The sequence below is a fragment of the Marinobacterium stanieri genome (assembly GCF_900155945.1).
Lineage (GTDB): Bacteria > Pseudomonadota > Gammaproteobacteria > Pseudomonadales > Balneatricaceae > Marinobacterium > Marinobacterium stanieri.
Window position 1 is genome coordinate 516,421 of record NZ_FTMN01000002.1, and the last position, 20,560, is coordinate 536,980.

Genomic DNA, 20,560 nt, shown 5'->3' on the forward strand with positions numbered 1-20,560 from the left:
GTGATCAAACGTGAACAGAGTTCAGGCTCTGTGAGAGGTAAACACTTGAGCGCCGCATTTGGATGCAAAGAAAATCACTTTTTTTGAAAATTGCCTCAATCAATCGGATAGCCGCTCAAACTCTCAGGCCGACTCGGGTAATACGTTACTCGTTCAACTCGGTATACTTGGCGCCAAACGCATACTCTGGCCCAAGGTGAAACAAGAATGGCCCCACAACAGCCCCATGACTGGATAGCCCGTGCAACGGCACAGCAGGACTCAGTATTTAATGCGCTGAAGCAGTGCCGAGAGCAGTTATGGATCAACCCCAAGGCCACCCGCTTTGAGTCCATCAAATCACAACTGCCGCTGACCCTGGCGGATATCGGAGAGGCTTCAGCTCGCCTGGAACGCTTTGCGCCCTACTTCGCCAAGGTATTCCCAGAGACGTCGGCAAGGAATGGCATTATCGAATCAGATCTGATTCAGCTGCATGAAGGCAGCACCGCCGTTGCCCGGTTGTTTGCTGCTGAAGCTCCGCATCGGCTGCTGATGAAATGCGATAGCCACCTTCCGATCTCCGGCTCTATAAAGGCTCGTGGTGGCATATACGAAGTGCTGTGTTTCGCCGAGCAACTGGCGCATGAGCATGGGCTGCTGAATGAAAGCATGGACTACACCTGCTTCGATACTGCGCCGTTCAAGGCACTCTTTGCCCAGCACAGTATTGTCGTTGGTTCTACCGGCAATCTGGGACTGAGTATTGGCATTATCAGCGCCAAACTGGGTTTTAAGGTGAGCGTTCACATGTCGGCCGACGCCCGTGAATGGAAGAAGGCACTACTGAGATCCAAAGGCGTCAACGTAGTCGAGCATACATCCGATTACAGTGTTGCCGTGGCCGAAGGGCGCGAGCAGGCACTGGCGACGCCCGGCTGCCATTTTGTCGACGATGAAGACTCGACCACCCTGTTCCTGGGCTACAGTGTGGCGGCATTGCGGCTGAAGCAGCAGTTGGCGGAACAGCAAACTCCGGTGGATGAGCAGCATCCGCTGATTGTCTATTTGCCCTGTGGTGTCGGCGGCGGGCCCGGTGGTGTCGCCTTCGGTTTGAAGCAGGTCTTCGGCGATGCGGTGCACTGCTTCTTTGCCGAACCCACCCACTCACCCTGCATGCTGTTGGGTATGCACTCTGGCCTGCATAACGGTATCAGTGTGCAGGATATCGGGCTGGATAATCTCACTTGCGCCGATGGGCTGGCAGTGGGCCGCCCCTCTGCCTTCGTGGGCGCACTGATGGACCCACTGCTGGATGGCATCTACACCGTCAGTGATGACCACCTGCATGCCCTGGTCACCCTGATGACCGATACCGAGCAGCTTTCCATCGAGCCCTCGGCAGCCGCTGGCCTGACCGGCTTTGTCTGGTTACAACAAGCCGGAACGGACTTGCTTGAGCAAACCGGGCTCACGGGCACACTCAAACAGGCTACCCAACTGGTGTGGGCGACGGGCGGAAATATGGTGCCGGAAGAGGAGCATGCCAAATATTACGCCCTTGGGCAGCAGGCGCTGAAAGCGAAGCACAGCGAATAAATACGGCATCCAGCCCACCAGAGCAGGCGGGGAATGTCTCGCCTACTTTGATGGGCCAGCCGAAATGGCCGCAACAATTTCGTCGATCAGCTGCTGATGAATCTCAGCACGGCTGCGGCCACCGGGTTCCTGACACAGCTCGCCCTCTCCCTCGGCCTGCAAAATCTTTTTCCCCAATTCAGTGCACTCACTGAAGGCACTGAACGGGCTTGCCGATGCGATATTGACCGCTGAATAGCTCTGTATGTTGTCTAGCTGCGCGGCGGGTGCCAGTGGCGACTTGGCATCTTTCGACAGACTGATCAACTTCACGGGCACCGCTATGGACTCGAGCGAGCCCGGCTCCAGCACAGAGGTCAGTTCAGGGTTAATCACCACCAGATTCCTTAGGCGTGCATCTGAAGTGTTCTGGGCAAAGAAATCATCCGGCAGCGTTGTAAGGTCCACGCCCTGACTGCTCAACCAGCCGCAGTCGATATTGATGCCCTGGGCGTTGCAGGATTGCCGATACCCTTCGGGATCGAACCCTGCACCAGCCAGAGACAACATGGACGTACCACCCAAAAAGAACCCCACCCCGTTCACATCCGTCATATCGACACGGCTTGAAAGTGGTTCGATACCTTTAAGTGCAGTGAGCGCCAGCGACAAGTCAGCCGGACGCAGAAGAAGTTCATTCGCGGCATCAGCGGCTTGCAACTCGCGACCACCGGGTGGCTTGGGCACCACAACAATGAAACCACGACGCGCCAGGGCCGAGGCGATCCAGCCGGTATGGATAAACGCAGAGCGCATACCGCCGTGGGCCAAGAGCACAACCGGGAAGGAGCCCTGTGCAGCCTTGGCATCAGGTATCACCTCGACTGGGTTGAACAGCTTGCCCTGGCCAAAGTGCTCTACGGGCTGAGTCTCCGCAGTCGGATACCAGTAGTGAACCTCCACTGGTCTGCCTCGCGCCTCACTCGGCAACGCCCGTACCAGATGTGAAGCCGCATAGGGTTCTGCCGCCTGAACGCCGGGCAGAATCACACCAACCATGACGCTGGCGGTGACTAAAGCAGTTGCCATCAATCCTCTTAGCCCTTTCATCCCTGACCTCTTTTCGTGAACTGAGCGTATAGGTTTGAATGATTCTATCTGCTTGTGAGGGTAGCGGGGAGCATTTCCATAGAAAGTATTCCTGGCCTGAAATACGGGATAGATGAATATTGGAACGGGTGTACAATATGCAACCAATTCAGCTGCCTGCTGAGCCAATTGGTGTTAATATATAACTGTATCCATATAGAGACACACACCCCACCAAACTAATGCAGTGTGATTTTTTGGCGGGGATCAGATAGTTATACAAAAACTGAACCGATTCAGTTCATGAGGCCCCTGTCAGTGCTGCTGCCCTTAATCCTTTGTTTACTGCTCCTGCTGAGCGTTGATACCCAGGCGTATGAGCCTCAGCCGCTTGAGTTCACGGCAGAAGAGCAGCAGTGGCTCGACCAGAAGCCAGCGCTGGTGTTCAGCGAAGTGAACTGGAAGCCTCTTTCCGACGTGGATTCCTTCCCGGAGTACCGCGGCATCATTGCGGACTATATGCAGTTCATTCATGAACGCACGGGCATAGAATTCGAATTTGAACCCAGCGATACCTGGATCGAGGTACTGAACAAGTTTTCTGCCGGTGAGATCGACCTGATCCCGGCCATGTCCGAATCCGACATGATCGGGTCTGAAGTGCTGCTTACCGAGCCTTATGTCACCTTTCCTCTGGTAATTGTGTCACGAGATGACACGGATCTAGTCGCGATTGTCGGTGCCCTGAATGGCAAGAAAGTGGGCGTGGGCGAAGGTTATACCAGCTACTTTTACCTGAAACAGAACTACCCGGATATCATCCTTGAACAGACCCGAGATGTGCCCGAAGGTTTGCAGATGCTGGAAGATGGCGAGATTGATGCCTTTGTCGGTCATATCGCGGTCGTGGTGCACGGCATCAACGACAAGAACCTGGACTTGAGGATCTCCGGCTTTGCTGACTACACATTTCAACACCGCATTGGCGTGACGCCTGACCACCCGCTGGCACGCTCTGTCATCGATAAGGTCATCCTGTCGATGACACCGGAAGATCACTCCAAAATCATCGACCGCTGGTTCAATATGGAGGTCTCCCGGTTCAACTACACCCTCCTGTGGTACCTGCTCGCAGGTATTCTGGTGGTATCAGGCTTTGCCTTCTACCGCTACTACCTGATCTCCAGAACCAACGAAACGCTGGTCAAGATTGCCGCTACAGATGATCTGACGGGCCTCGCCAACCGCAAACGGATCAACGAACATTTGGAAACCTGTGAGTATCGTGCCGAGCGCTACGCCGACAGTTACCAGTACAGTCTGATTTTGATTGATATCGATAATTTCAAAATCATTAACGACGAATATGGCCACGATGTAGGCGACAAGGTGCTAGTGCACTTCGCAGGTGTTTTGAACAACCTGACCCGCCGCACGGACCTGGTGTCTCGCTGGGGAGGAGAAGAGTTTCTCATCGTCTGCGAGAGTACGGGTCAACAGGAAGCGATTACCGTGGCCGAGAAACTCCGTGCTTCAATCAGTGAAGTTAAGTTTCCGGATGTCCCCCAGGTAACCGCCTCCTTTGGAGTGATCGAGAATTTCCCCGGCGAAAGCCATGTCGCCGCCTTCTGTCGTCTCGACAAGAAATTGTACGAGGCCAAGAACGCCGGGAAGAACTGTGTTGTGGCTTAAAAGCCGCCGCATCACAGCACGGCAGCGATACTCTCACTGAACGGTGTTGTGGGGCGACCAATCAACGTGCTGAGTGTTTTACTGTCGTCTGCCAGCCAGCCTTCAGCCGCCTGGACTTCTGAGTCTGCCAGAGCTTCAGCAAACAGCTGCGGCAAACCGATCTGGACCAACAGCGCAGCAAACTCTTCACCCTTCATGTTGTTGTAGCCAATTGTCTGCCCCGTCTTTTTGGCAAGCGCGTCGGCAAACTCGGCCAGTGTAAATCCGGTGTCGCCGGCCAGCTCGTAGACCTTGCCCGCCTGATTTTCAGTGGTCAGAACCACCGCCGCAGCCTCAGCGTAATCCTTGCGGGTGGCGGTATGGAAACGACCGTCCTGTGCCGCACCATTCACGGCACCCACCTGCAGGATGGCACCAATGCTCTGGGTGTAGTTTTCGCTGTACCAGCCGTTACGCAGAATTACGGCAGGAATGCCCGAGTCCTGAATCAAGGCTTCTGTTACCTTGTGCTCATTGGCCATCAGCATCGGCGAAGTATCCGCCTTGAGAATACTGGTGTACGCCAACAACCCCACGCCAGCCGCCTTGGCTGCTTCAATCACCGCCTGATGCTGAGGCACTCGACGGCCCACCTCGTTAGCGGAAATCAACAGCAGCTTTTCAACGCCTTTAAGGGCAGGCACCAGCGTTTCGGGGCGGTCGTAGTCGGCTTCTCGAACATCAACGCCCAGCGCCTTCAATGCCTCTGCCTTGGCCGGATTGCGCACCAGCGCCACCAGATTGTTTGCATCGGTTTTCTGCAGCAGACTTTCGATAACCTGCTGGCCCAGCTGACCGGTTGCACCTGTAATCGCGATCATGATGACTCTCCTCGGTTCGGTATGAACATCTGTGTCTGTGGAATTCGCAGTCAGTATGCGCGACACTGAGCGTCACCATAAGACGATCAATACCGAATACGGAGTTCGGATTTTGAGTACAATCGATTTTGTGCACCTGCGCCTGCTGGCGATCTACGCAACGGTTGTGGAGTGTGGCAGCTTCGCCGCTGCAGCCCGCAAGCTGAACAGCAGCCGCTCCCGTATCAGTGAACAGGTTTCACAGCTGGAAGCCGACCTGGGCGTACGTCTGCTGCAGCGCTCTACACGTCAGCTAACCATCACCACTGAAGGCCAGCAGGTGTTCGAACAGGCCCGACAACTGCCGGATATTCTGCAGGGTGTCGAGGCTATTACCACGCCCGCTGTGCCCAGCGGCCGCGTGGCCATTACCATGAACCACGATATCGGCCACAAGTATGTATTGCCGGTACTGCAGGATTTCCAGAGCCGGTATCCCGAAATTCAGCTCGACCTGATTCTGGATGATGCCCGCCGGGATTTGATCGCTGAACAGATCGACTTGGCCATCCGCATCGGCATTCCCCGCGATGAATCACTGATTGCACGCATGATGCACGAAGAGCGTTTTGCCCTGTTTGCCAGCCCTGAACTGCTGCAAAAGTACGGCAAACCCGAAACGCTGGAAGCGCTTGAACAGCTGCCCTGGGTCATGCTCGACCAGCCCGCCAATCCGCAGCTGAAGTACAACGGCAAAACGGTTGAACTCAAACCCACACAGGCTTACCGCTGCAACTCGCCGCTGATGGTGCAACAGATGGTCATGCGGGGATTGGGCGTGGGTATCATGCTGCCGACCACCATGCGTGAAGAGGTCAGTAGCGGACGTCTGGTTCAGATCATGCCGGCGCTCACCAGTGAAGCGCTGGTATTCGCGCTGGTGTACCCCAGCCGCCGCCAGCTGCCGTTAAGAACACGAACGGTGATCGACTATCTGCTCGCGGCGGATATTTTTGGCAGGTAAACGCTAAGCCCTTTCCAACCCCTGCATCCAGAAGTCGCTCAGCTGCTGCGGGGACATGGCGGGCACGGGCGTTTCAGTTTTTGAATCAGGTGCAAAGATCCTCTGCGCAAGCTGCCTGCCCACATTCTGAGCGGCCGTGACCTTGGCAATGCGCCGCTGATAAAAGTTCGATAATGTCTCCTCCAGTTCAGACTTTTCATCCAGCAAACAGGCAAGATGCCAGGCATCCTCCAAAGCCTGACAGGCCCCCTGTCCGGAGGTTGGCAAAGGCGCGTGTGCCGCATCCCCAATAATCACCAGATTGCCCTGGTGCCAGTGGGGTAAAGGGTCCAGATCATGTACAAAAATGCGGTTGAGCGATGACGCCTCGCGGGCATCAAGTACGCGTTGTACCGGCGCACAGAATTGGCCAAAGCGCCGGTCCATCTCGTCATACCAGTCCGAGACAGGGCGCGTTTTATCCAGCTCAGCACGCCAGGCTGCCGCCCAATAACATGCGCCCTCCTTCACCGGCACGATGCCAAAGCGCCCTTGCCCGCCACGGATATCATGAATGGCATTCGCGAGCCGGTGCTCGCCCAACTGACTGACCCCGATAATATTGATAAAGCCCTGATAACGGGGTCTGACGGAGTCAGAGAATAGCGCCTGTCGAGCCACTGAATTCATGCGACCATCAGCCCCGACAACCAGGTCAAATCCCTGGCGCAGTTCATCAGTCTTGTCCCGTGTCATCGAGCAGCCAAAGTTAATCTGGCCACCCAGGTCCTGCAGACGCCGGGCCAGAATCTGCATCAGGTCGCGGCGCAGGATAGTTGTGCTGGTAAACCCGCTCAGGGCATTGACCGCCTGAATATCGAACTCGCCCTGCAGGGTTCCTAGCTGATCATACTGGTGCATGTAATCAGGTGCGCCCCCCGCACGCTCGATCTCAGAGTCCACTCCCATCTTCCGCAAGACATACATGGCGTTCGACCAGAGGGTCACGCCGGCGCCCATGGATGCGACAGTGCCATTGCGCTCGTACACACCTACCTGAAAACCCCGTTGGATAGCGAGGATTGCCAACGACAGCCCGGCAACGCCTGCCCCAACAATCGCAATTCGTCTGCTCCTGCTCATCATCCCTTCCTGATCAGTTGATTCGGCAGGGATTGTTACAAGGCCAATATTCAGGATAAACCCGCTATTATTGGCTTATTAATCCCGAATAATGAGCGAATCAATGATTGAGAATGTCGAGCTGCAGTGGCTGCTGAGCTTTCAGGCCGTGTATGAGCACCTGAGCTTCAAACGTGCGGCCGAACAGCTGCAACTGCCTACCTCCAATGTCAGCCGACACGTCGCCTTGCTGGAACAGCAACTGAACCTCCGACTGCTTGAACGAACGACACGCAAGATGGTTGCAACCTCGGCAGGCAAGCAGCTCTATCATTCGATCAGACCGCTCACACAGGCGATGGACGATGCACTGGAAGAGGTATCCCTGCACGGTGAATCGCTTTCAGGGCATCTCAAGCTGATCATGCCGGACCTCCCTTTCATGGCTGAGATCATGGCGGACTTCTGCCTGCAGCACCCTCAGATACAGCTCAGCTGCGACACCCAGCTCAACCCGGCGGAAGGCCTGTTGGATGGTTTCGACCTGGTGTTACGCTTTGGCCGCGGCCCGCTTGAAGACTCCGGCTGGATTGCCAAAGAGCTGATTCGCTGGCCCAGCTGCGTGGTCGCCACGCCTCAGCTGGTGCAGCAACAGGGATATCCCTGCTCTTTGGAAGCACTCAGCAAAGCCCCCTGCATTACGACACTCTCAATACTGCAAGGCATGCCCTGGCGTTTCAAAGGCGACCAAAAGCTGCAGGTACGCTCAGCTTTTAGGGTCAACAGCGGCCAGATGGCAAAAGCAGCGGTGATGAAGGGGCTTGGGTTCGCCATTCTGCCAAGGCACGCCTGCCAGGATGAGTTGGCAGCAGGCACCCTGGTCGAAATACAGCTCGACGAAGAACCGGAGGACCTGGTGCTGTACGGCTTTTACTCAGGCAGAAAATACCCGCTGGAAAAAGTGAAAGCGTTTTTGCAGCATCTGGAACAAGCGCTCTGCAAGCTGGGAATAACAGGAACCGCTGATTATTCAAAAACCTCGTAGTGGCGCTCTACATTCACCGTCAGCCGGCCCCAATCGGAGGATTGAACCCGTGCCTGATGGTGCTCGAAGGCCTCTTTGTTTTTGAACACTTCAAATACTTCAAATCGGCACGGGTTTTCCTGACTCTGCGTCACATCGAACTGGATACAGCCCGGCTCCTCCCGCGTAAGTTGTGTGTGTCGGCCCAGTGCGTGCTTAACAACCGTAAGCTCATCTTTTGCAACCAGAATAAAGCCCTTCAGAGTAACCTCAGACATTTAAACGCTCCCTGTTTTCCGTTATATCCGTCTTTTGACGATGCCCAATACCAGGATACTCCCCGGCTTTGGCGTTACTTTCCCCTTAAAATCACTCTGGAAGACTTTCGCCAGAACCACCCATTTCGGCAGGTACATCCTTCAATTTGGGCACGCCGTCGTGAATACGCAATACAGTTTCCTGATAATGCACGTGAACACCGGGTTCATACGGAAAATCCGGAATAACCGCCGCGTAGACATCGATCAGCCCCATGGTCGGGTGATCTGTCAAAATGTGTCCTCCGCAGGACTTACACCACTTGCGCAGGCTTTGAGGGGTCTTACTGAAGGTAGCGATGTTCTCCTCGCCCTTCGTAATTTTCACAGCTTCAGGTTTCCAAAGTGTAAAAGCATTAACGGGTCCAGCAGACCAGTGCCGGCACGACTCACAATGGCAATAGCCCATAGCGGCAGGCTCCCCTGTGACGGTCAACTCAACCGCGCCACAGAAGCAACTGCCCTTGTACACTTGATCATTGCTCATGGTGCACCTCGTCTATTCATTACTGACCACAGTGCCAGTCAGCTAAGTATAGACCCGAGGCTCTTGCGTCGTGGGCACTCTGGACTCCCCCAGCGATATGCAAAGCATTTACGGGAAGCCCCCGTATTACTCCCGACGCTCTCTTAGCCGCGCCATCAACCGGGGCGCCAACGCGGTAACAACCAGCACCACCGGCCAGAGATTACCATCGGTAAAGGTATAAGCCGCAAGCACCTCCACCAGCGACTGCCCCTGCAGGGCGGCAAAGGAAAACTCGAAACCCAGCGTCAAGAACAGCCAGAACAACCCCAACGCCCATTGCTGCTTCCGCTTGTGTACCGCTAACCAGGGCAAGGCCAGATAGCTGACAATCAGAATCAACGCACAAAGCACAAGGCCGCTGACAATCATCCCTGACGGCAAACCTAATGTGGGCAACAGCACCGACTCACGCAGAACACCATTTGATATCGCCAGCATTAAAATCAGAAACCAAATAACCAAGGCTTTAACAACCAGCATCCGCTCCCCTTGAGCTAATCAACGCTCGTTTTTTGTAGTGTATGCGTAGTTGAAATCGATGGGAGGAGATGTAACCGAAATATAGATAAAAGGGTCATCATTGGCGTTTAGAAAACCATGAATATCGCCATCTTCAAAGCGAACAACCTGCCCCGCTTCAAACTCCAGGGTTTTATCATCCCCCAGCAGTAAGGTTCCTGCCCCCGAAACCGCAATCCAGATCTGCTCCGATTCGGGGTGACTATGCCGAGGCTGTTCATGCCCCGGCTGCACAACGACACGAGTCAACGTGACACGACGAGAGTTTGAGTTATGAGGGGAGAGTAATTGAGTCGAGGCAACACCGGGGTTAGCCAGCACCATAAAGGCATCATCCGTAAGAAATTCCATCATGCATCCTTTCTCTATTTGAAATACGAGGGGTCGACCAAAATCACCTTAGCTCACCAACGGATTTCAATTGGCGTCCCCGGTTCAACCAACTCCATGAACTCATCCATTTCGTCATTGCTAATGGCGATACATCCATCCGTCCAATCAAAGTGTTGCATGATTGACGACAACCACCCAAAGCCATTTCTCTGGCCATGCACCATTATCATTCCGCCGGGACTAACGCCTCTTTTTTCAGCCTGAGCCCGGTCAACTGCATTTGGGTAGCTCACATGCATGGATCGATAGAAAGAGGAATTTTCGTTCTTATAGTCCAGAGCATAAGTACCTTCAGGTGTCTTTTGATCACCTTCCTGAGTTTTATGGCCTTCTGGAGCTCCGCCAAGCGAAATGTCATAGCTGGCAATAATTTTTCCTTGCTCATGCAAGGTCATGATCCGGTCCGATTTGTCGACTATCACCCGATCGGCACCCGCAAAGACTGGCTGTACATCAAAGCTCACCAACATGAGAACCACTAGCGAGTATTGATTAATAAACTTACTGCAAGGCACTTTCATCCCTCCCTGGGCCTTATTAGAAAAGCGGCTGCTACATAAAACACTAAGCCGACCGGGCTTCATTTTAACCGCTTTAATATCCATTAAAGCGCATGACTCAACACATCCACTCCAACTTCAAATCAAGTTCCTCTCACCTCTGCCGACAACAACAACTATTGCAGTTGTACTTTACGGATAAAGGATTACGACATGGAAATCACCTCTGCCAACTACCTCACCCTTAATCAGGGAAAATCTATTCGCTCGGCGGAGTCCAGCACTTCCAATCCGGCAACTGCCCTCACCTCGCAAACTCCAGCAACCAAAGTCACGCTCTCGGAAACGGCACGCTCAACCAGCGCAGCCGAAGAGAAAGCGATTAATGAGTCGCTTCGCGTCTATCAGGGCAACTACAGAAACCTGGCGGTGCAAGACGCTGACAAAAGCGCGCGTATCGATGCCATCCTGAACCGTCTTTCCGAGAACGAGCAGGCTGCGCTGATTGATAACAATACCATGCTGTTGGATGAGGACTTCATCCAGCTGGCCGAAGAGCTGAGCGATGATGAACTCAGGCAGTTTGTCGCCGTCAGCTCTGCGCTGCAAACGATTCCTCTGGTTGAAACCGGCAGTCAGGGCCGTCTCTACTCCGGCACTGCTGAAGTGGAAAACCTGATTAACACCCTTTCCAATATGGATGCCGAGACTCGCAGCCGCGTATTGGACAAGGCAGAGAGCTATGCTGAACAGGTTACCAAGCGGCCGCCTTCTCCATTGACCTACGACGCCCAGAGTATTGGCAACTTCCATTCGGATGGGGCGACCGCCAACGATTTGTTCAACCTTAACCGTGCCATCTCCGGCAGTGACGACGTCAATGCCATGCTGGATCAACTGGAGCAGTTTGACGAGCACCAGCAAACACAGCTAATGGGCTTGCTGCGAAGAGACAACACCCTCGGCACCCAGATGATGGAGCAGCTGGAGGGGCGTGACTCAGCAGCCCAAAGTGCCATTCTGGACTTCATGTCCGAGCTGGATACAAGCCGCACCTTCCAGATGAAGTATGACGCCACCGGCGCGACCCGCGCCGTGCTCGATTTCGACAATAACGGGGCTGAGGTTGTTGTCGGGATGATGGAAGATACGGTCTCACTGCTGGAGAACTATCGCTTCGATGACGAACAGCTCGAACAGATGGGTAACCAGTTACAGAACCTGGACCGCAGCGACCAGCGAGCCTATCTGGCGATCACCAAGACCGGCCTTGAAACCCTGCTGGGCGATGTCACCAGCCAAGGCAAACAGATCGACATGAGTCAGCAGGAAGGCGCTTTGGAAACCATCGATGATCTGCGTAATAACGCCCAAGCCCGAGAGCTGGTGTTCAGGTCGCGTATGGGTGAAGAGAGCATCGTAAACGGTACACGCTACTACGAGCAAAAATCACTGGGCGAGGCCAGGCATGATGTAGAAGCGGTGGTCCGCCTCATGACCACCGACGCCTGGCTGAACAACCAGCTCGACGACAGCTCCGCCCATGACGCTCAAACCAACCGTCTGAGCAGTCTGCTAACCGATATGGACGCCGATCAGCGTGATCAACTGGTGCAAGACCTAAACCGCCTGGGCCAGGACGTCCACCCGATGACCGAGCTATCGGTCGCGGCCCTGAAAGATACCTATGGCGCCTTCTTTGACCGCACCACGTCCATCGCCAATGTGAATGACTTGAGCGCGATGGCCGAGGCTGAGGAAAAGACCCAACCCGAGCTACGTGAGTCCTTCTGGCAAGCCACTGAAATAGCAGGCGAACGGGTAGATGACGTACTGAAGATTCTGGATGAAAACGGCCCTGAAATCCGCGACCAGTTGATCCTGACGCTTGCCGAGCAGGCATCCCTGACGGAATCCGGCCAGAAGACACGCGATGAAGTGGATGGGGAGCTAAGGAAGCTGATCAACTACTTCAAGGAAGATTACAGCAGCGACGACAAGCTGAGCTTCCTGGACCAGGCCTTTGCAGCACCTTGAGATCACGGGGCTTACACAGTTAAAGCCGTGTAAGCCCCTTTTCATCCATTTAACTCAATCTGTACGCCCTGATATCCGGGCGATACGACAGACAATCATCAGCCGCCCTGCCATTGAAAATCTCGTTAAAGAACTTCTGGATATCGGCATTCGCTTTGACCGTGTCACCTTTAAAGTAGGTATGCTCTGAGCCAAGCCCTTCCGACGAGGTAAGGTCGATATAACTGGCATTATCTGCACTGAGGTTTTTCAGGTAATGCCCAAGTCGCGCTTTTTGCTCTCGACCGGGTTTGATGCGGGACACTTTCAAGGCAGAGTCGTCTTCATTGATCACGACATAGACACGCTTTCTGACATCCAACTGTTCGACCCAGCGGGCGTGATCATGGTTATTGGTATCAGCGGCAACCAGGCAGATATTGTCGAACACCAGATTGGAGCTGAACCGATCAGTCGTCGAGAACACATGCTTGAACACATAGTTCCCCATGCTGTGACACAGCAGGCTGATTTTCACATGACATTCTGATTCGGTAAGCCGCGTGAAAAGGGCCGCTGCCGCTTCAGGGTTATCCTTATGCTTCTGATACGCCTTGTTCCGGTTGGAGGCTTGCGAGGCGCTGCTGAATATCTGGTGAAAGCCGTGCACTTTCTCAATGGCGCGGTCCAGCGCAGATGAGGAGACTCGGGCATCGGACTTGTCGCTCAAATAGACGGCCGTGCCTGATACAGCACCACCACCATTGGCAGGCCAGGTGAAAGGCACCACAATTACGTTATAGAGAGCTTCAATTTCCAGGGCGGCATTAATTACATCTTCAACATCGTTATTGTATCCATGCACAAAAAATAATATCGACTTGTTTTCATTTTTGGCGCGGGTATATATCTCGCAGGCGACGTCCAGGCTGCCATACCATCTTTCATTCACATCGATATCCAGCTGGTACTGATTCTTGAGCCTTTTAACATTCTTTTTGGGGAGCAAGTCATCAACCGGAGTGGTGACCCATTGATCGTTTACCCTTTCGACTTTAACCAGCCGTAGCTCTTTCGGCCCTTTTATATTGGGTGTTTTACCAAATACGTCGAGCCCTTGCTTGCGTGTGGACAGTTTCCTGTTTGTGATTAAGTACATAAAAATCCCTTTTTATTTATTATTCAAGCTAACACCCACATCCTTTAGCGTTGCTTTTAACAGGTAAAAACCATTTACCTTCGATAGACGATAACAAATACACAGCAGACTTCGTTTGGTAATCGCTAAAACGGCAACATGGATCAAAAAAGAGAACGCCCACTCCCTGTGGGCAGGGTCACAAACAAAAAAGGAGGTGACATGGCACCTCCCCTTGCACCCCGGATTGCGGGGCAATGTTCTATGTACAGTCAGCCCATTCAGGACTCGACGTTGTGGTACACCTGCTGCACATCGTCCAGATCGTTCAGCATCGTCAGAAACTTCTCGAACAGCGCTACATCATCGCCACTGACAGTGGTAAAGCTCTGCGGGATGAACTGGATCTCATCAACGTCGAAATCGATTTCGCCGAAGCGTTCAAGCAGCGCAGTCTTGGCCTTGAAGTATTCGGTATTTGGGGCAAATACAGTAATTTTGCCGTCTTCAAGCTCGATATCGGTGACGTCTACATCCGCTTCCATCAGCGCTTCCAGCACGGCTTCTTCATCATCGCCGGCAAAGACGAAGATGGCGCAGTGATCGAACATGTGGCTGACGCTGCCTTGAGTACCGATCTTGCACTTGGTCTTGGTGAACGCCTGGCGCACATCGCCGAAAGTGCGGTTGGGGTTATCGGTCAGACACTCGATGATCGCCATGCTGCCGCCGGGGCCATAGCCTTCGTAACGCGCCGGAGAGTAGTCTTCGCCGCCACCACCCTTGGCCTTGTCGAGCGCCTTGTCGATCACGTGCCCTGGCACCTGATCCTTTTTCGCACGATCGATCAGACCGCGCAGCGCCAGGTTGCCATCGGGGTCGACCCCGCCCGACTTGGCCGTGACATAGATTTCGCGCCCGTAACGGCTATAGAGCTTGGCCTTCATGTCTGAGGTTTTGGCCATTGACTCTTTGCGGTTCTGATACGCTCTGCCCATGGGCTGAATTCTCCGATAATTATCTTAAGGTGGTGATTTTACTGCGATCCGTGCGGACTGGGTACTGTGCATTTCGGTCGTTTCTCGCACCTCTTGATCAGGGGTAACCTAGCTGTCTCCTGTTCGTGGGTAACTCGGTCACCTAACGCACAATTAAGGTGTGAAGCACGCGACCACAGAGCTTAGTTTGAACATCGTAAACACTGAACTAAACCCAGACCAAAAATGCCAAGCGTACTGAATCACTCTTAAATTGTTTGTTAGGACTCTTTTTCTAGCGCATTGCTTTTTCGATCTCTTTTTGGGTCATAATCGGTGCATTAAAGTAAGAAATGGGGTCACCTACATACCCCTGACTTCTAACATAGAGGTGTAACCCCAAAGCCATAGGAGTTGTCGTAGCTAAAGTATGTTCTGGTTGGAAACCGCCAGAAATCAAATCCAAAGCTCTAAGGTGATCAAGTTCCCTGTCAATTTGATGAATATCACTTACTCCCATTACTTCAATGAGTTGAGGTAAATCTAAGGTAAATTTTAACGAACCCAGCCACCCAGCTGTTGATTGAAATGTTGTACAGTTCTGGCATACATAGTTAATCAACCTAGCTTGACTAGTAGTTATCTGAGAAAGTAGGTTGACCAGTATCAAATTACTTTCATCTTTGCCAGTTTCAGTGCAGGAAGATGCTAAAAGCCCAGCCCACAACTTTTGCATAAAGTCATCTTCCGCCCAAGAACCATTTTCGATTGTTGCATATACAATTCTAGGATGGGCATGCAAAACAACATTTCCAACTTGATGTTCAAGTAGAGCCTGAGCCTTGTTTGCTATCTCAACCGCATTTTTAGCCCTCCAACTGCTGACTTTATCCTTGAGTAATAATCCAAACTCTTCAGCAGCAGGTAAGCAGATACGACTCAAAAAAGCCGACGCCCCTTTAACAGTTCCATCCGTAACTGTATTGACAGAATCAGCAATCGGCTTAACACCGAGTAAGTCTAAACTTTTATTTCCTTCACTCATTATAACCTTCTCTGAATTTTGCTAAGAGTCCTAACACTTCGCTCTGCGGCAAACTTGGAGCGCAGCGGAAAGTTTGTCCGACAGCAGCGCCTTGTTAAATGCAAGCTTACTAAACCTTTCAAGCATCCAAATTAACTACATTATCCTCACCAAACCAACTAACCGCTGTTTGAATGACTTGAGCACTTGGATTTGGAAAGAATACAGCCAACCTTTCTTTCGCACGAGTACAACACACATAAAATATTTTCTCTGACCTCTGGCGAACACTATCGGTGCCGTTTCGCTCAAACAGATAATTAAAGTTATATTGGTTCCACTTGCCATTATCCAGAACTACCAAAACATCAGGAAATTCGGCACCTTTAGTTTTATGCTGTGTCGAGAATGGCAAGTACCCTTCGAGATATTCAAAGACATTTCGGAACTCTTGATAATTAACTTCACACACCTGCTTGTATAAATAATATTTATCTTCTATGTATCTTACCAGATTGTCATCCTTGATAACTAAACCTAACTCATGAGCGAGGTCAATAACCTCACCTATCTTAATGCCCACCTGTATTTCAAAAGACTGAATGGCTTTATTCAGCCTGATTTTATCTTGAACAGAAGTAAGGGAGTATTCAGTCGCTTTAATGAACTGATTGAATTTTTTAGACTGATAGAGTCGTATGCAATTTTCTATTTTAAACAGGTGCTTGACTAAATCATCTCTATTAGAGCCAGGTTTACTTTCATCACCAACATTATTTTTCTTATCATCAAGCAGTTGTTCTTTATCAACGTATAGCTTTGATATCTGATCGTAAGGCTGTTTTTTGGCTAAATCAAAATATCTTGGATGATTTTCAATGTAATTACTCTGTGCAGGTGTTGGATCTGGATTTCCAACATGATCAATTACTTGAGCAAGTGTTTTTCCTGTAGAATCGTATTCTGGCTCATCTCTTTCAAGAGATTTTCTTATTTTAGTTCTAATATAATCAAGGATTTTATCTTTATCATAAATACGCATCAATTCAGGAAAATTAGCCTTATCTGCAATAAGGCTGTGAGTAAGGTTAAGTTCCTTAACTAATTCATTATTATCGAATTCCCATCCAAGATGTTGCCTGACTAAGTCCAGACTATCGTTAGATGAGTATAAAAATTCAACAAGACCTTGCTTGACGTTGCCGTCCTCATCCATATTCGGAGCAGTTCTATCTCTCGAAGGCACCTGAATAAGTCCATCAACTCTAAGCTGATTTGCCAAGTTGATTATTTTTAAAGGATTACGCCGGTTTTGCTTCTTGAATACCTCAATTACTTTTGGCGTTTCAGTTCTCGTATACTTATCTAAATTACCAACACTACCATCGTAAATCGATTGCATTGCATCACCAAAAAAGCCAACAACATTGTCCTTGGTTGACTTTTCAAGATGCTCTAGCAATATCTCTATAACTAAAGGATCAGTATCCTGATATTCGTCTACAAAAATAAACGGATATTTATCCTTTGTTATCGAGCATAGCTTTTCGTACTTTTCAAACATCTTATAAGCCAAGACTATGACCTCATCATGTGATATTATGCCTTTTGCTAGTTTTAAGTATTCCTTATATTGAATCGAGTTGCAGTCATCAAAAAAATCCTGAGAAACAACCTCATCATCTGGATGTTTGATTTTAGTTTGCTCAGGGTCATTTATAAGTTCAATCAACGTCCCCTTAATCTCCGATTGAAAACATTTAATATTTCCCCATAAGAAATCATGTATAGTCGACACGTATAAATTATCGTGTGAAATTCGATCTTCAATTTCATTAACTGCAGCATTGGTGTATGTAATGCACCCGATATTTAGTGAAGGGCTATCGCTAACTACAGCTTTTAACACTTCCACTAATGAATATGTTTTACCACTACCTGCACCGCCACTAAGTAGGAAGTGCTTTTTACTCTTGATCAAGTCAATGACATGCCTTGATTCCTCAGAAAGGTTTTCTAGGTCTAGTTTTTTTGAAGCCATAACAATCCTTCCTTGATATAGAGGGGGACGTGCCAGTTTGAAAACTCAACTCCTTCTTCTGTCGTCTCGCTATTAAGTAATATTTCAATGGCAAGAGATGGCTTACTATTAACTGCTTTTTCGGAAAATTCGAAAACATCAATATCGTTTGACAGATACAAATCTAAATATTTTTTTGTTAACGATGGGAATGCGCTATGTCCGGCATTAAGCAGATCTTTATTTATACTGAAAAATGCGTCCTCATAGCTTCTACCATGATATCCATGCTCTGCTACCTGATATACAATCTTAAGAAATCCATTAGGATCTTGTTGCCAGGTTTCGCTTCCTGATGGTTTGGTTAAGCTCTTATTTTCAAAGTCTAAGCCTTTGTAGAATCCTAACCCTTCTTGTTGAAAGAAAAATTTTAGAGATGAGTTAGATGACTTTGAACCATTAGGATCTAAAGGAGTACATTGCACTTCTTCTATTTTATCTTTGCCATTCTTATACTTTTGCGGCGTTACTCCATCATCTTCGTATACGATCTTTTCGTAGTAGCTATCAATGTCAGTAATAATTAGTGACTTAAGTCCTACAAAATCAATGAATTTCTCAAATGTTTGAGAATGAGCTCCAACCTCTACTATTGAAATATTCTGCGACAACAACGGTTTTTCGTCCGGATTCTGAGCATCTTGGTCAATTTTCTTCATCATTGATGGCAAGATAATCCGCTCTGTATCACCTTCGATGAATATCGCTTTATCAGCAAAAAACAACTCCGCTCGATTTAGGGTTAAGTATTGCTTTAGAAATCGATACGCTTTTTTTAGCTCTTCGTCTTTTTCTGGATCTTCACTAGAAGCGTAGGCATGCTCTAAATCTTTTAGGTTTTTCGCCTGTACTTGATGATCTTGAGCGGATTTCTTAAGGTATTTAATATCCTCAAAACTGCTTTCTGATACTATGTGCGAAGAATGCGTAGTAATAACTGATTGGAGGTGAATGACCACCCCATCTTCCCTTAAGCGGTTTTGCCTTAATAGCTCTTTGATATTTTTTATAAATACATATTGCATTTGCGGGTGAGTATGTGCCTCAGGCTCTTCAATAAATAGCAAGTTAATTGCCGCTGGCTTTTCCTTTATTGACCGCCTCAACCTACTCATTAGCATTTCAATTTCAAAAATCATACTAATTAAGTTCATATACCCTAAACCATTATAATGTTCGGGTAAGTCGTGACTCTGATGCGCATACATTACAGTAGTGTTGCCTTCTAAAAGCTCCCGATGCTGCAACGTAGACGTAATTTTGATATCCGTTTCATCTGGATTTATACCACCGAATTTGTTCACCTTTTCGATGATACCCTTAAACATGCTCTGATAGATGCCACTCAACCTATCATCGGTTTTACGCAGTTCTTTTTTAAATTCGTCAGACGCTTCTTCTTGTTCATCTGACTCATCAACTTGCCTGTACAAGCTTGACGTTTGATTAGACAAGGTTTTATCGTTTTGCTTATTAGTGACGCTTCGCTTCGCATTAATGAACTGAATTCCTAAGATATCTTTAAGGTTTATCCTTTCCTTGTGCAAATCCAAAAATTGATTCTCGTCATCATGCAAAAGACTCTTTTTAATAATTGGACCAAAATAATCTGACAACTTTTCCTTTAGGAAAAGATGGGGTCTATTATCAAACTTATTAGATTCTTCGATATATTTTAATTTAAGCTCAATTAGCTTGTCGAATGGGATTTTATATTCAAAAGAAAGAACTACGTTATCATCATCAGGATCTAAACTCATTATTAATGGACTGATCATAGAAAGATCGTCTGATTCACTGTATTTAATAAAAAGCTTTAGTTGAATTCCTAAAGGAACATATTGTTCCTGAGCACCTATCTCTTGGTCACCTAGAAGAATTTTCTCTAATGAAGACCTCAGTTCAATATTAAAGTCTTCATAGGAAACTGCGTTTCTTTCCGATTGGACTACTAGTTTGTCTAGGCAAGCTAAAACAGATGTTTTACCAGTGTTATTTTTTCCTATAAGTAGAGATAGCTCATCTTCCAAATCTAAGACGAAGTTTTTTAGTAATCTGAAATTTGAAATTTCAATCCGTGCCAATTTCATGCTCTTCTTTTTACCTTTTTCTTGATCGACAGATATTGACTAACTCTACGAGCGACCCACCAGCATTTAACGTCGCCAACAGGGGCGCCTGTTAAGGCGTCCCCTCTTGCTTGGCCTTGTATGGATAATTCCGTGTGTTTTCCGGGTAAATTGGGACCCACCCTCAACGGCCATTGAGGGCCTTCATGCAGCAGCTCGGTGATTGGCCGGCTCCTCTTGCGAGAGACCGATAACAAGTGGGTAGCGCTGCATGACTCGTTAGCGATAACTCGAACAGTCATCGGGGCCCCGAGCCCGCATAGCAAGGCAGAGTTAGCTTATGACCATACACACAGAAAGCCAAATTGAAATCAACGTCGGCGTTGACGTCGGTAAATCCACACTCGATATCGTCCTGCATCCGCTGGACCTCCATTTCCAAATCCCGAACGAAGAAACGTCTATCCGTAAGATCGTTCAGATCCTTAAATCCCAAAATGTCACACGCATTGTCACGGAAGCCACGGGCCGCCATGAACATGCATTCGTGTTTGCTTGTGACCAGGCAAACCTGCCCATTGTCGTGGTCAATCCTGTCAGCATCAGGCGCTACGCCCAGGCCATCGGCGTACTGGCTAAAACGGATAAGATTGATGCCAGTGTCATCGCACG

General features: G+C 49.7%; 19 protein-coding genes. 6 read left to right on the top strand and 13 right to left on the bottom strand.

Annotation, left to right across the window (positions count from 1 at the left end; genetic code table 11):
* Window positions 1-207: 207 nt before the first annotated feature.
* The gene (locus tag BW956_RS07460) at window positions 208-1,578 is read left to right on the top strand and encodes a D-serine ammonia-lyase (protein ID WP_076462056.1); all 1,371 of its coding nucleotides are present in this window, start codon (window positions 208-210) and stop codon (window positions 1,576-1,578) included.
* A gap of 42 nt (window positions 1,579-1,620) precedes the next feature.
* Here BW956_RS07460 and BW956_RS07465 read toward each other — a convergent pair whose 3' ends face one another.
* A complete protein-coding gene (locus BW956_RS07465; RefSeq protein WP_076462058.1) occupies window positions 1,621-2,646 on the bottom strand; it encodes an alpha/beta hydrolase family protein in 1,026 nt (341 codons plus the stop codon).
* A gap of 318 nt (window positions 2,647-2,964) precedes the next feature.
* Between BW956_RS07465 and BW956_RS07470 the strand changes: the two genes are divergently transcribed.
* Window positions 2,965-4,338 (top strand): transporter substrate-binding domain-containing diguanylate cyclase, encoded by a 1,374-nt coding sequence (locus tag BW956_RS07470; RefSeq protein WP_076462060.1) that lies wholly within the window; start codon window positions 2,965-2,967, stop codon window positions 4,336-4,338.
* 11 nt (window positions 4,339-4,349) lie between these two features.
* On the opposite strand, the gene BW956_RS07475 is transcribed toward BW956_RS07470, so the two are convergent.
* The gene (locus BW956_RS07475; protein ID WP_076462062.1) at window positions 4,350-5,198 is read right to left on the bottom strand and encodes an SDR family oxidoreductase; all 849 of its coding nucleotides are present in this window, start codon (window positions 5,196-5,198) and stop codon (window positions 4,350-4,352) included.
* A 112-nt stretch (window positions 5,199-5,310) separates the two neighbouring features.
* Between BW956_RS07475 and BW956_RS07480 the strand changes: the two genes are divergently transcribed.
* Complete coding sequence (locus BW956_RS07480) at window positions 5,311-6,201, top strand: LysR family transcriptional regulator (RefSeq protein ID WP_076462063.1); 891 nt, start codon at window positions 5,311-5,313, stop codon at window positions 6,199-6,201.
* Between the two features lie 3 nt (window positions 6,202-6,204).
* Here the strand turns inward: BW956_RS07480 and BW956_RS07485 are convergent, their stop codons facing one another.
* A complete protein-coding gene (locus BW956_RS07485) occupies window positions 6,205-7,323 on the bottom strand; it encodes an FAD-dependent monooxygenase (protein ID WP_076462065.1) in 1,119 nt (372 codons plus the stop codon).
* Between the two features lie 103 nt (window positions 7,324-7,426).
* On the opposite strand from BW956_RS07485, the gene BW956_RS07490 reads away from it, so the two are divergent.
* Window positions 7,427-8,347 (top strand): LysR family transcriptional regulator, encoded by a 921-nt coding sequence (locus BW956_RS07490; RefSeq protein WP_076462066.1) that lies wholly within the window; start codon window positions 7,427-7,429, stop codon window positions 8,345-8,347.
* On the opposite strand, the gene BW956_RS07495 is transcribed toward BW956_RS07490, so the two are convergent.
* The 5 genes from BW956_RS07495 to BW956_RS07515 all read right to left on the bottom strand — a co-directional run bounded on the left by BW956_RS07495 (window position 8,329) and on the right by BW956_RS07515 (window position 10,689).
* Window positions 8,329-8,604 carry a putative quinol monooxygenase gene (locus BW956_RS07495; protein WP_076462068.1) on the bottom strand — a complete coding sequence of 92 codons (276 nt, stop codon included), beginning with the start codon at window positions 8,602-8,604 and terminating at the stop codon, window positions 8,329-8,331. The two genes, BW956_RS07490 and BW956_RS07495, sit on opposite strands and share 19 nt — an antisense overlap.
* Before the next feature lie 91 nt (window positions 8,605-8,695).
* Window positions 8,696-9,130 (bottom strand): GFA family protein, encoded by a 435-nt coding sequence (locus tag BW956_RS07500; RefSeq protein WP_076462070.1) that lies wholly within the window; start codon window positions 9,128-9,130, stop codon window positions 8,696-8,698.
* 126 nt (window positions 9,131-9,256) lie between these two features.
* Window positions 9,257-9,610 carry a hypothetical protein gene (locus BW956_RS07505; protein WP_244894330.1) on the bottom strand — a complete coding sequence of 118 codons (354 nt, stop codon included), beginning with the start codon at window positions 9,608-9,610 and terminating at the stop codon, window positions 9,257-9,259.
* Window positions 9,611-9,670: 60 nt separating this feature from the next.
* Window positions 9,671-10,045 (bottom strand): cupin domain-containing protein, encoded by a 375-nt coding sequence (locus BW956_RS07510; protein ID WP_217695100.1) that lies wholly within the window; start codon window positions 10,043-10,045, stop codon window positions 9,671-9,673.
* Between the two features lie 50 nt (window positions 10,046-10,095).
* The gene (locus BW956_RS07515; protein ID WP_244894331.1) at window positions 10,096-10,689 is read right to left on the bottom strand and encodes a L,D-transpeptidase family protein; all 594 of its coding nucleotides are present in this window, start codon (window positions 10,687-10,689) and stop codon (window positions 10,096-10,098) included.
* A gap of 108 nt (window positions 10,690-10,797) precedes the next feature.
* Here BW956_RS07515 and BW956_RS07520 point away from each other — a divergent pair, with 108 nt between their 5' ends.
* Window positions 10,798-12,621: a hypothetical protein gene (locus BW956_RS07520; protein ID WP_076462075.1), complete on the top strand. Its 1,824-nt coding sequence runs from the start codon at window positions 10,798-10,800 to the stop codon at window positions 12,619-12,621.
* A gap of 49 nt (window positions 12,622-12,670) precedes the next feature.
* On the opposite strand, the gene BW956_RS07525 is transcribed toward BW956_RS07520, so the two are convergent.
* The 5 genes from BW956_RS07525 to BW956_RS07545 all read right to left on the bottom strand — a co-directional run bounded on the left by BW956_RS07525 (window position 12,671) and on the right by BW956_RS07545 (window position 19,909).
* Window positions 12,671-13,759: an alpha/beta hydrolase gene (locus tag BW956_RS07525; protein WP_076462077.1), complete on the bottom strand. Its 1,089-nt coding sequence runs from the start codon at window positions 13,757-13,759 to the stop codon at window positions 12,671-12,673.
* A 260-nt stretch (window positions 13,760-14,019) separates the two neighbouring features.
* Window positions 14,020-14,736 (bottom strand): YebC/PmpR family DNA-binding transcriptional regulator, encoded by a 717-nt coding sequence (locus tag BW956_RS07530; protein WP_010323838.1) that lies wholly within the window; start codon window positions 14,734-14,736, stop codon window positions 14,020-14,022.
* A 274-nt stretch (window positions 14,737-15,010) separates the two neighbouring features.
* Window positions 15,011-15,760 carry an Abi-alpha family protein gene (locus BW956_RS07535; RefSeq protein ID WP_076462079.1) on the bottom strand — a complete coding sequence of 250 codons (750 nt, stop codon included), beginning with the start codon at window positions 15,758-15,760 and terminating at the stop codon, window positions 15,011-15,013.
* A 118-nt stretch (window positions 15,761-15,878) separates the two neighbouring features.
* Window positions 15,879-17,780 (bottom strand): UvrD-helicase domain-containing protein, encoded by a 1,902-nt coding sequence (locus BW956_RS07540; RefSeq protein WP_076462081.1) that lies wholly within the window; start codon window positions 17,778-17,780, stop codon window positions 15,879-15,881.
* Window positions 17,762-19,909: an AAA family ATPase gene (locus tag BW956_RS07545; protein ID WP_076462082.1), complete on the bottom strand. Its 2,148-nt coding sequence runs from the start codon at window positions 19,907-19,909 to the stop codon at window positions 17,762-17,764. Before BW956_RS07545 ends, BW956_RS07540 begins: the two co-directional genes overlap by 19 nt.
* Window positions 19,910-20,228: 319 nt before the next feature.
* On the opposite strand from BW956_RS07545, the gene BW956_RS07550 reads away from it, so the two are divergent.
* The coding region (locus BW956_RS07550; RefSeq protein WP_139327146.1) for an IS110 family transposase at window positions 20,229-20,560 on the top strand (332 nt) is incomplete at its 3' end.

Excerpts from the sequence above, each read along its gene's own strand:
- BW956_RS07500 (WP_076462070.1), bottom strand. The coding sequence starts at position 9,130 with ATGAGCAATGATCAAGTGTACAAGGGCAGTTGCTTCTGTGGCGCGGTT.
- BW956_RS07520 (WP_076462075.1), top strand. The coding sequence starts at position 10,798 with ATGGAAATCACCTCTGCCAACTACCTCACCCTTAATCAGGGAAAATCT.
- BW956_RS07505 (WP_244894330.1), bottom strand. The coding sequence starts at position 9,610 with ATGCTGGCGATATCAAATGGTGTTCTGCGTGAGTCGGTGCTGTTGCCC.
- BW956_RS07495 (WP_076462068.1), bottom strand. The coding sequence starts at position 8,604 with ATGTCTGAGGTTACTCTGAAGGGCTTTATTCTGGTTGCAAAAGATGAG.
- BW956_RS07510 (WP_217695100.1), bottom strand. The coding sequence starts at position 10,045 with ATGATGGAATTTCTTACGGATGATGCCTTTATGGTGCTGGCTAACCCC.
- BW956_RS07535 (WP_076462079.1), bottom strand. The coding sequence starts at position 15,760 with ATGAGTGAAGGAAATAAAAGTTTAGACTTACTCGGTGTTAAGCCGATT.
- BW956_RS07540 (WP_076462081.1), bottom strand. The coding sequence starts at position 17,780 with ATGGCTTCAAAAAAACTAGACCTAGAAAACCTTTCTGAGGAATCAAGG.
- BW956_RS07465 (WP_076462058.1), bottom strand. The coding sequence starts at position 2,646 with ATGGCAACTGCTTTAGTCACCGCCAGCGTCATGGTTGGTGTGATTCTG.
- BW956_RS07485 (WP_076462065.1), bottom strand. The coding sequence starts at position 7,323 with ATGAGCAGGAGCAGACGAATTGCGATTGTTGGGGCAGGCGTTGCCGGG.
- BW956_RS07475 (WP_076462062.1), bottom strand. The coding sequence starts at position 5,198 with ATGATCGCGATTACAGGTGCAACCGGTCAGCTGGGCCAGCAGGTTATC.
- BW956_RS07545 (WP_076462082.1), bottom strand. The coding sequence starts at position 19,909 with ATGAAATTGGCACGGATTGAAATTTCAAATTTCAGATTACTAAAAAAC.
- BW956_RS07525 (WP_076462077.1), bottom strand. The coding sequence starts at position 13,759 with ATGTACTTAATCACAAACAGGAAACTGTCCACACGCAAGCAAGGGCTC.
- BW956_RS07530 (WP_010323838.1), bottom strand. The coding sequence starts at position 14,736 with ATGGGCAGAGCGTATCAGAACCGCAAAGAGTCAATGGCCAAAACCTCA.
- BW956_RS07515 (WP_244894331.1), bottom strand. The coding sequence starts at position 10,689 with ATGGATATTAAAGCGGTTAAAATGAAGCCCGGTCGGCTTAGTGTTTTA.
- BW956_RS07490 (WP_076462066.1), top strand. The coding sequence starts at position 7,427 with ATGATTGAGAATGTCGAGCTGCAGTGGCTGCTGAGCTTTCAGGCCGTG.
- BW956_RS07460 (WP_076462056.1), top strand. The coding sequence starts at position 208 with ATGGCCCCACAACAGCCCCATGACTGGATAGCCCGTGCAACGGCACAG.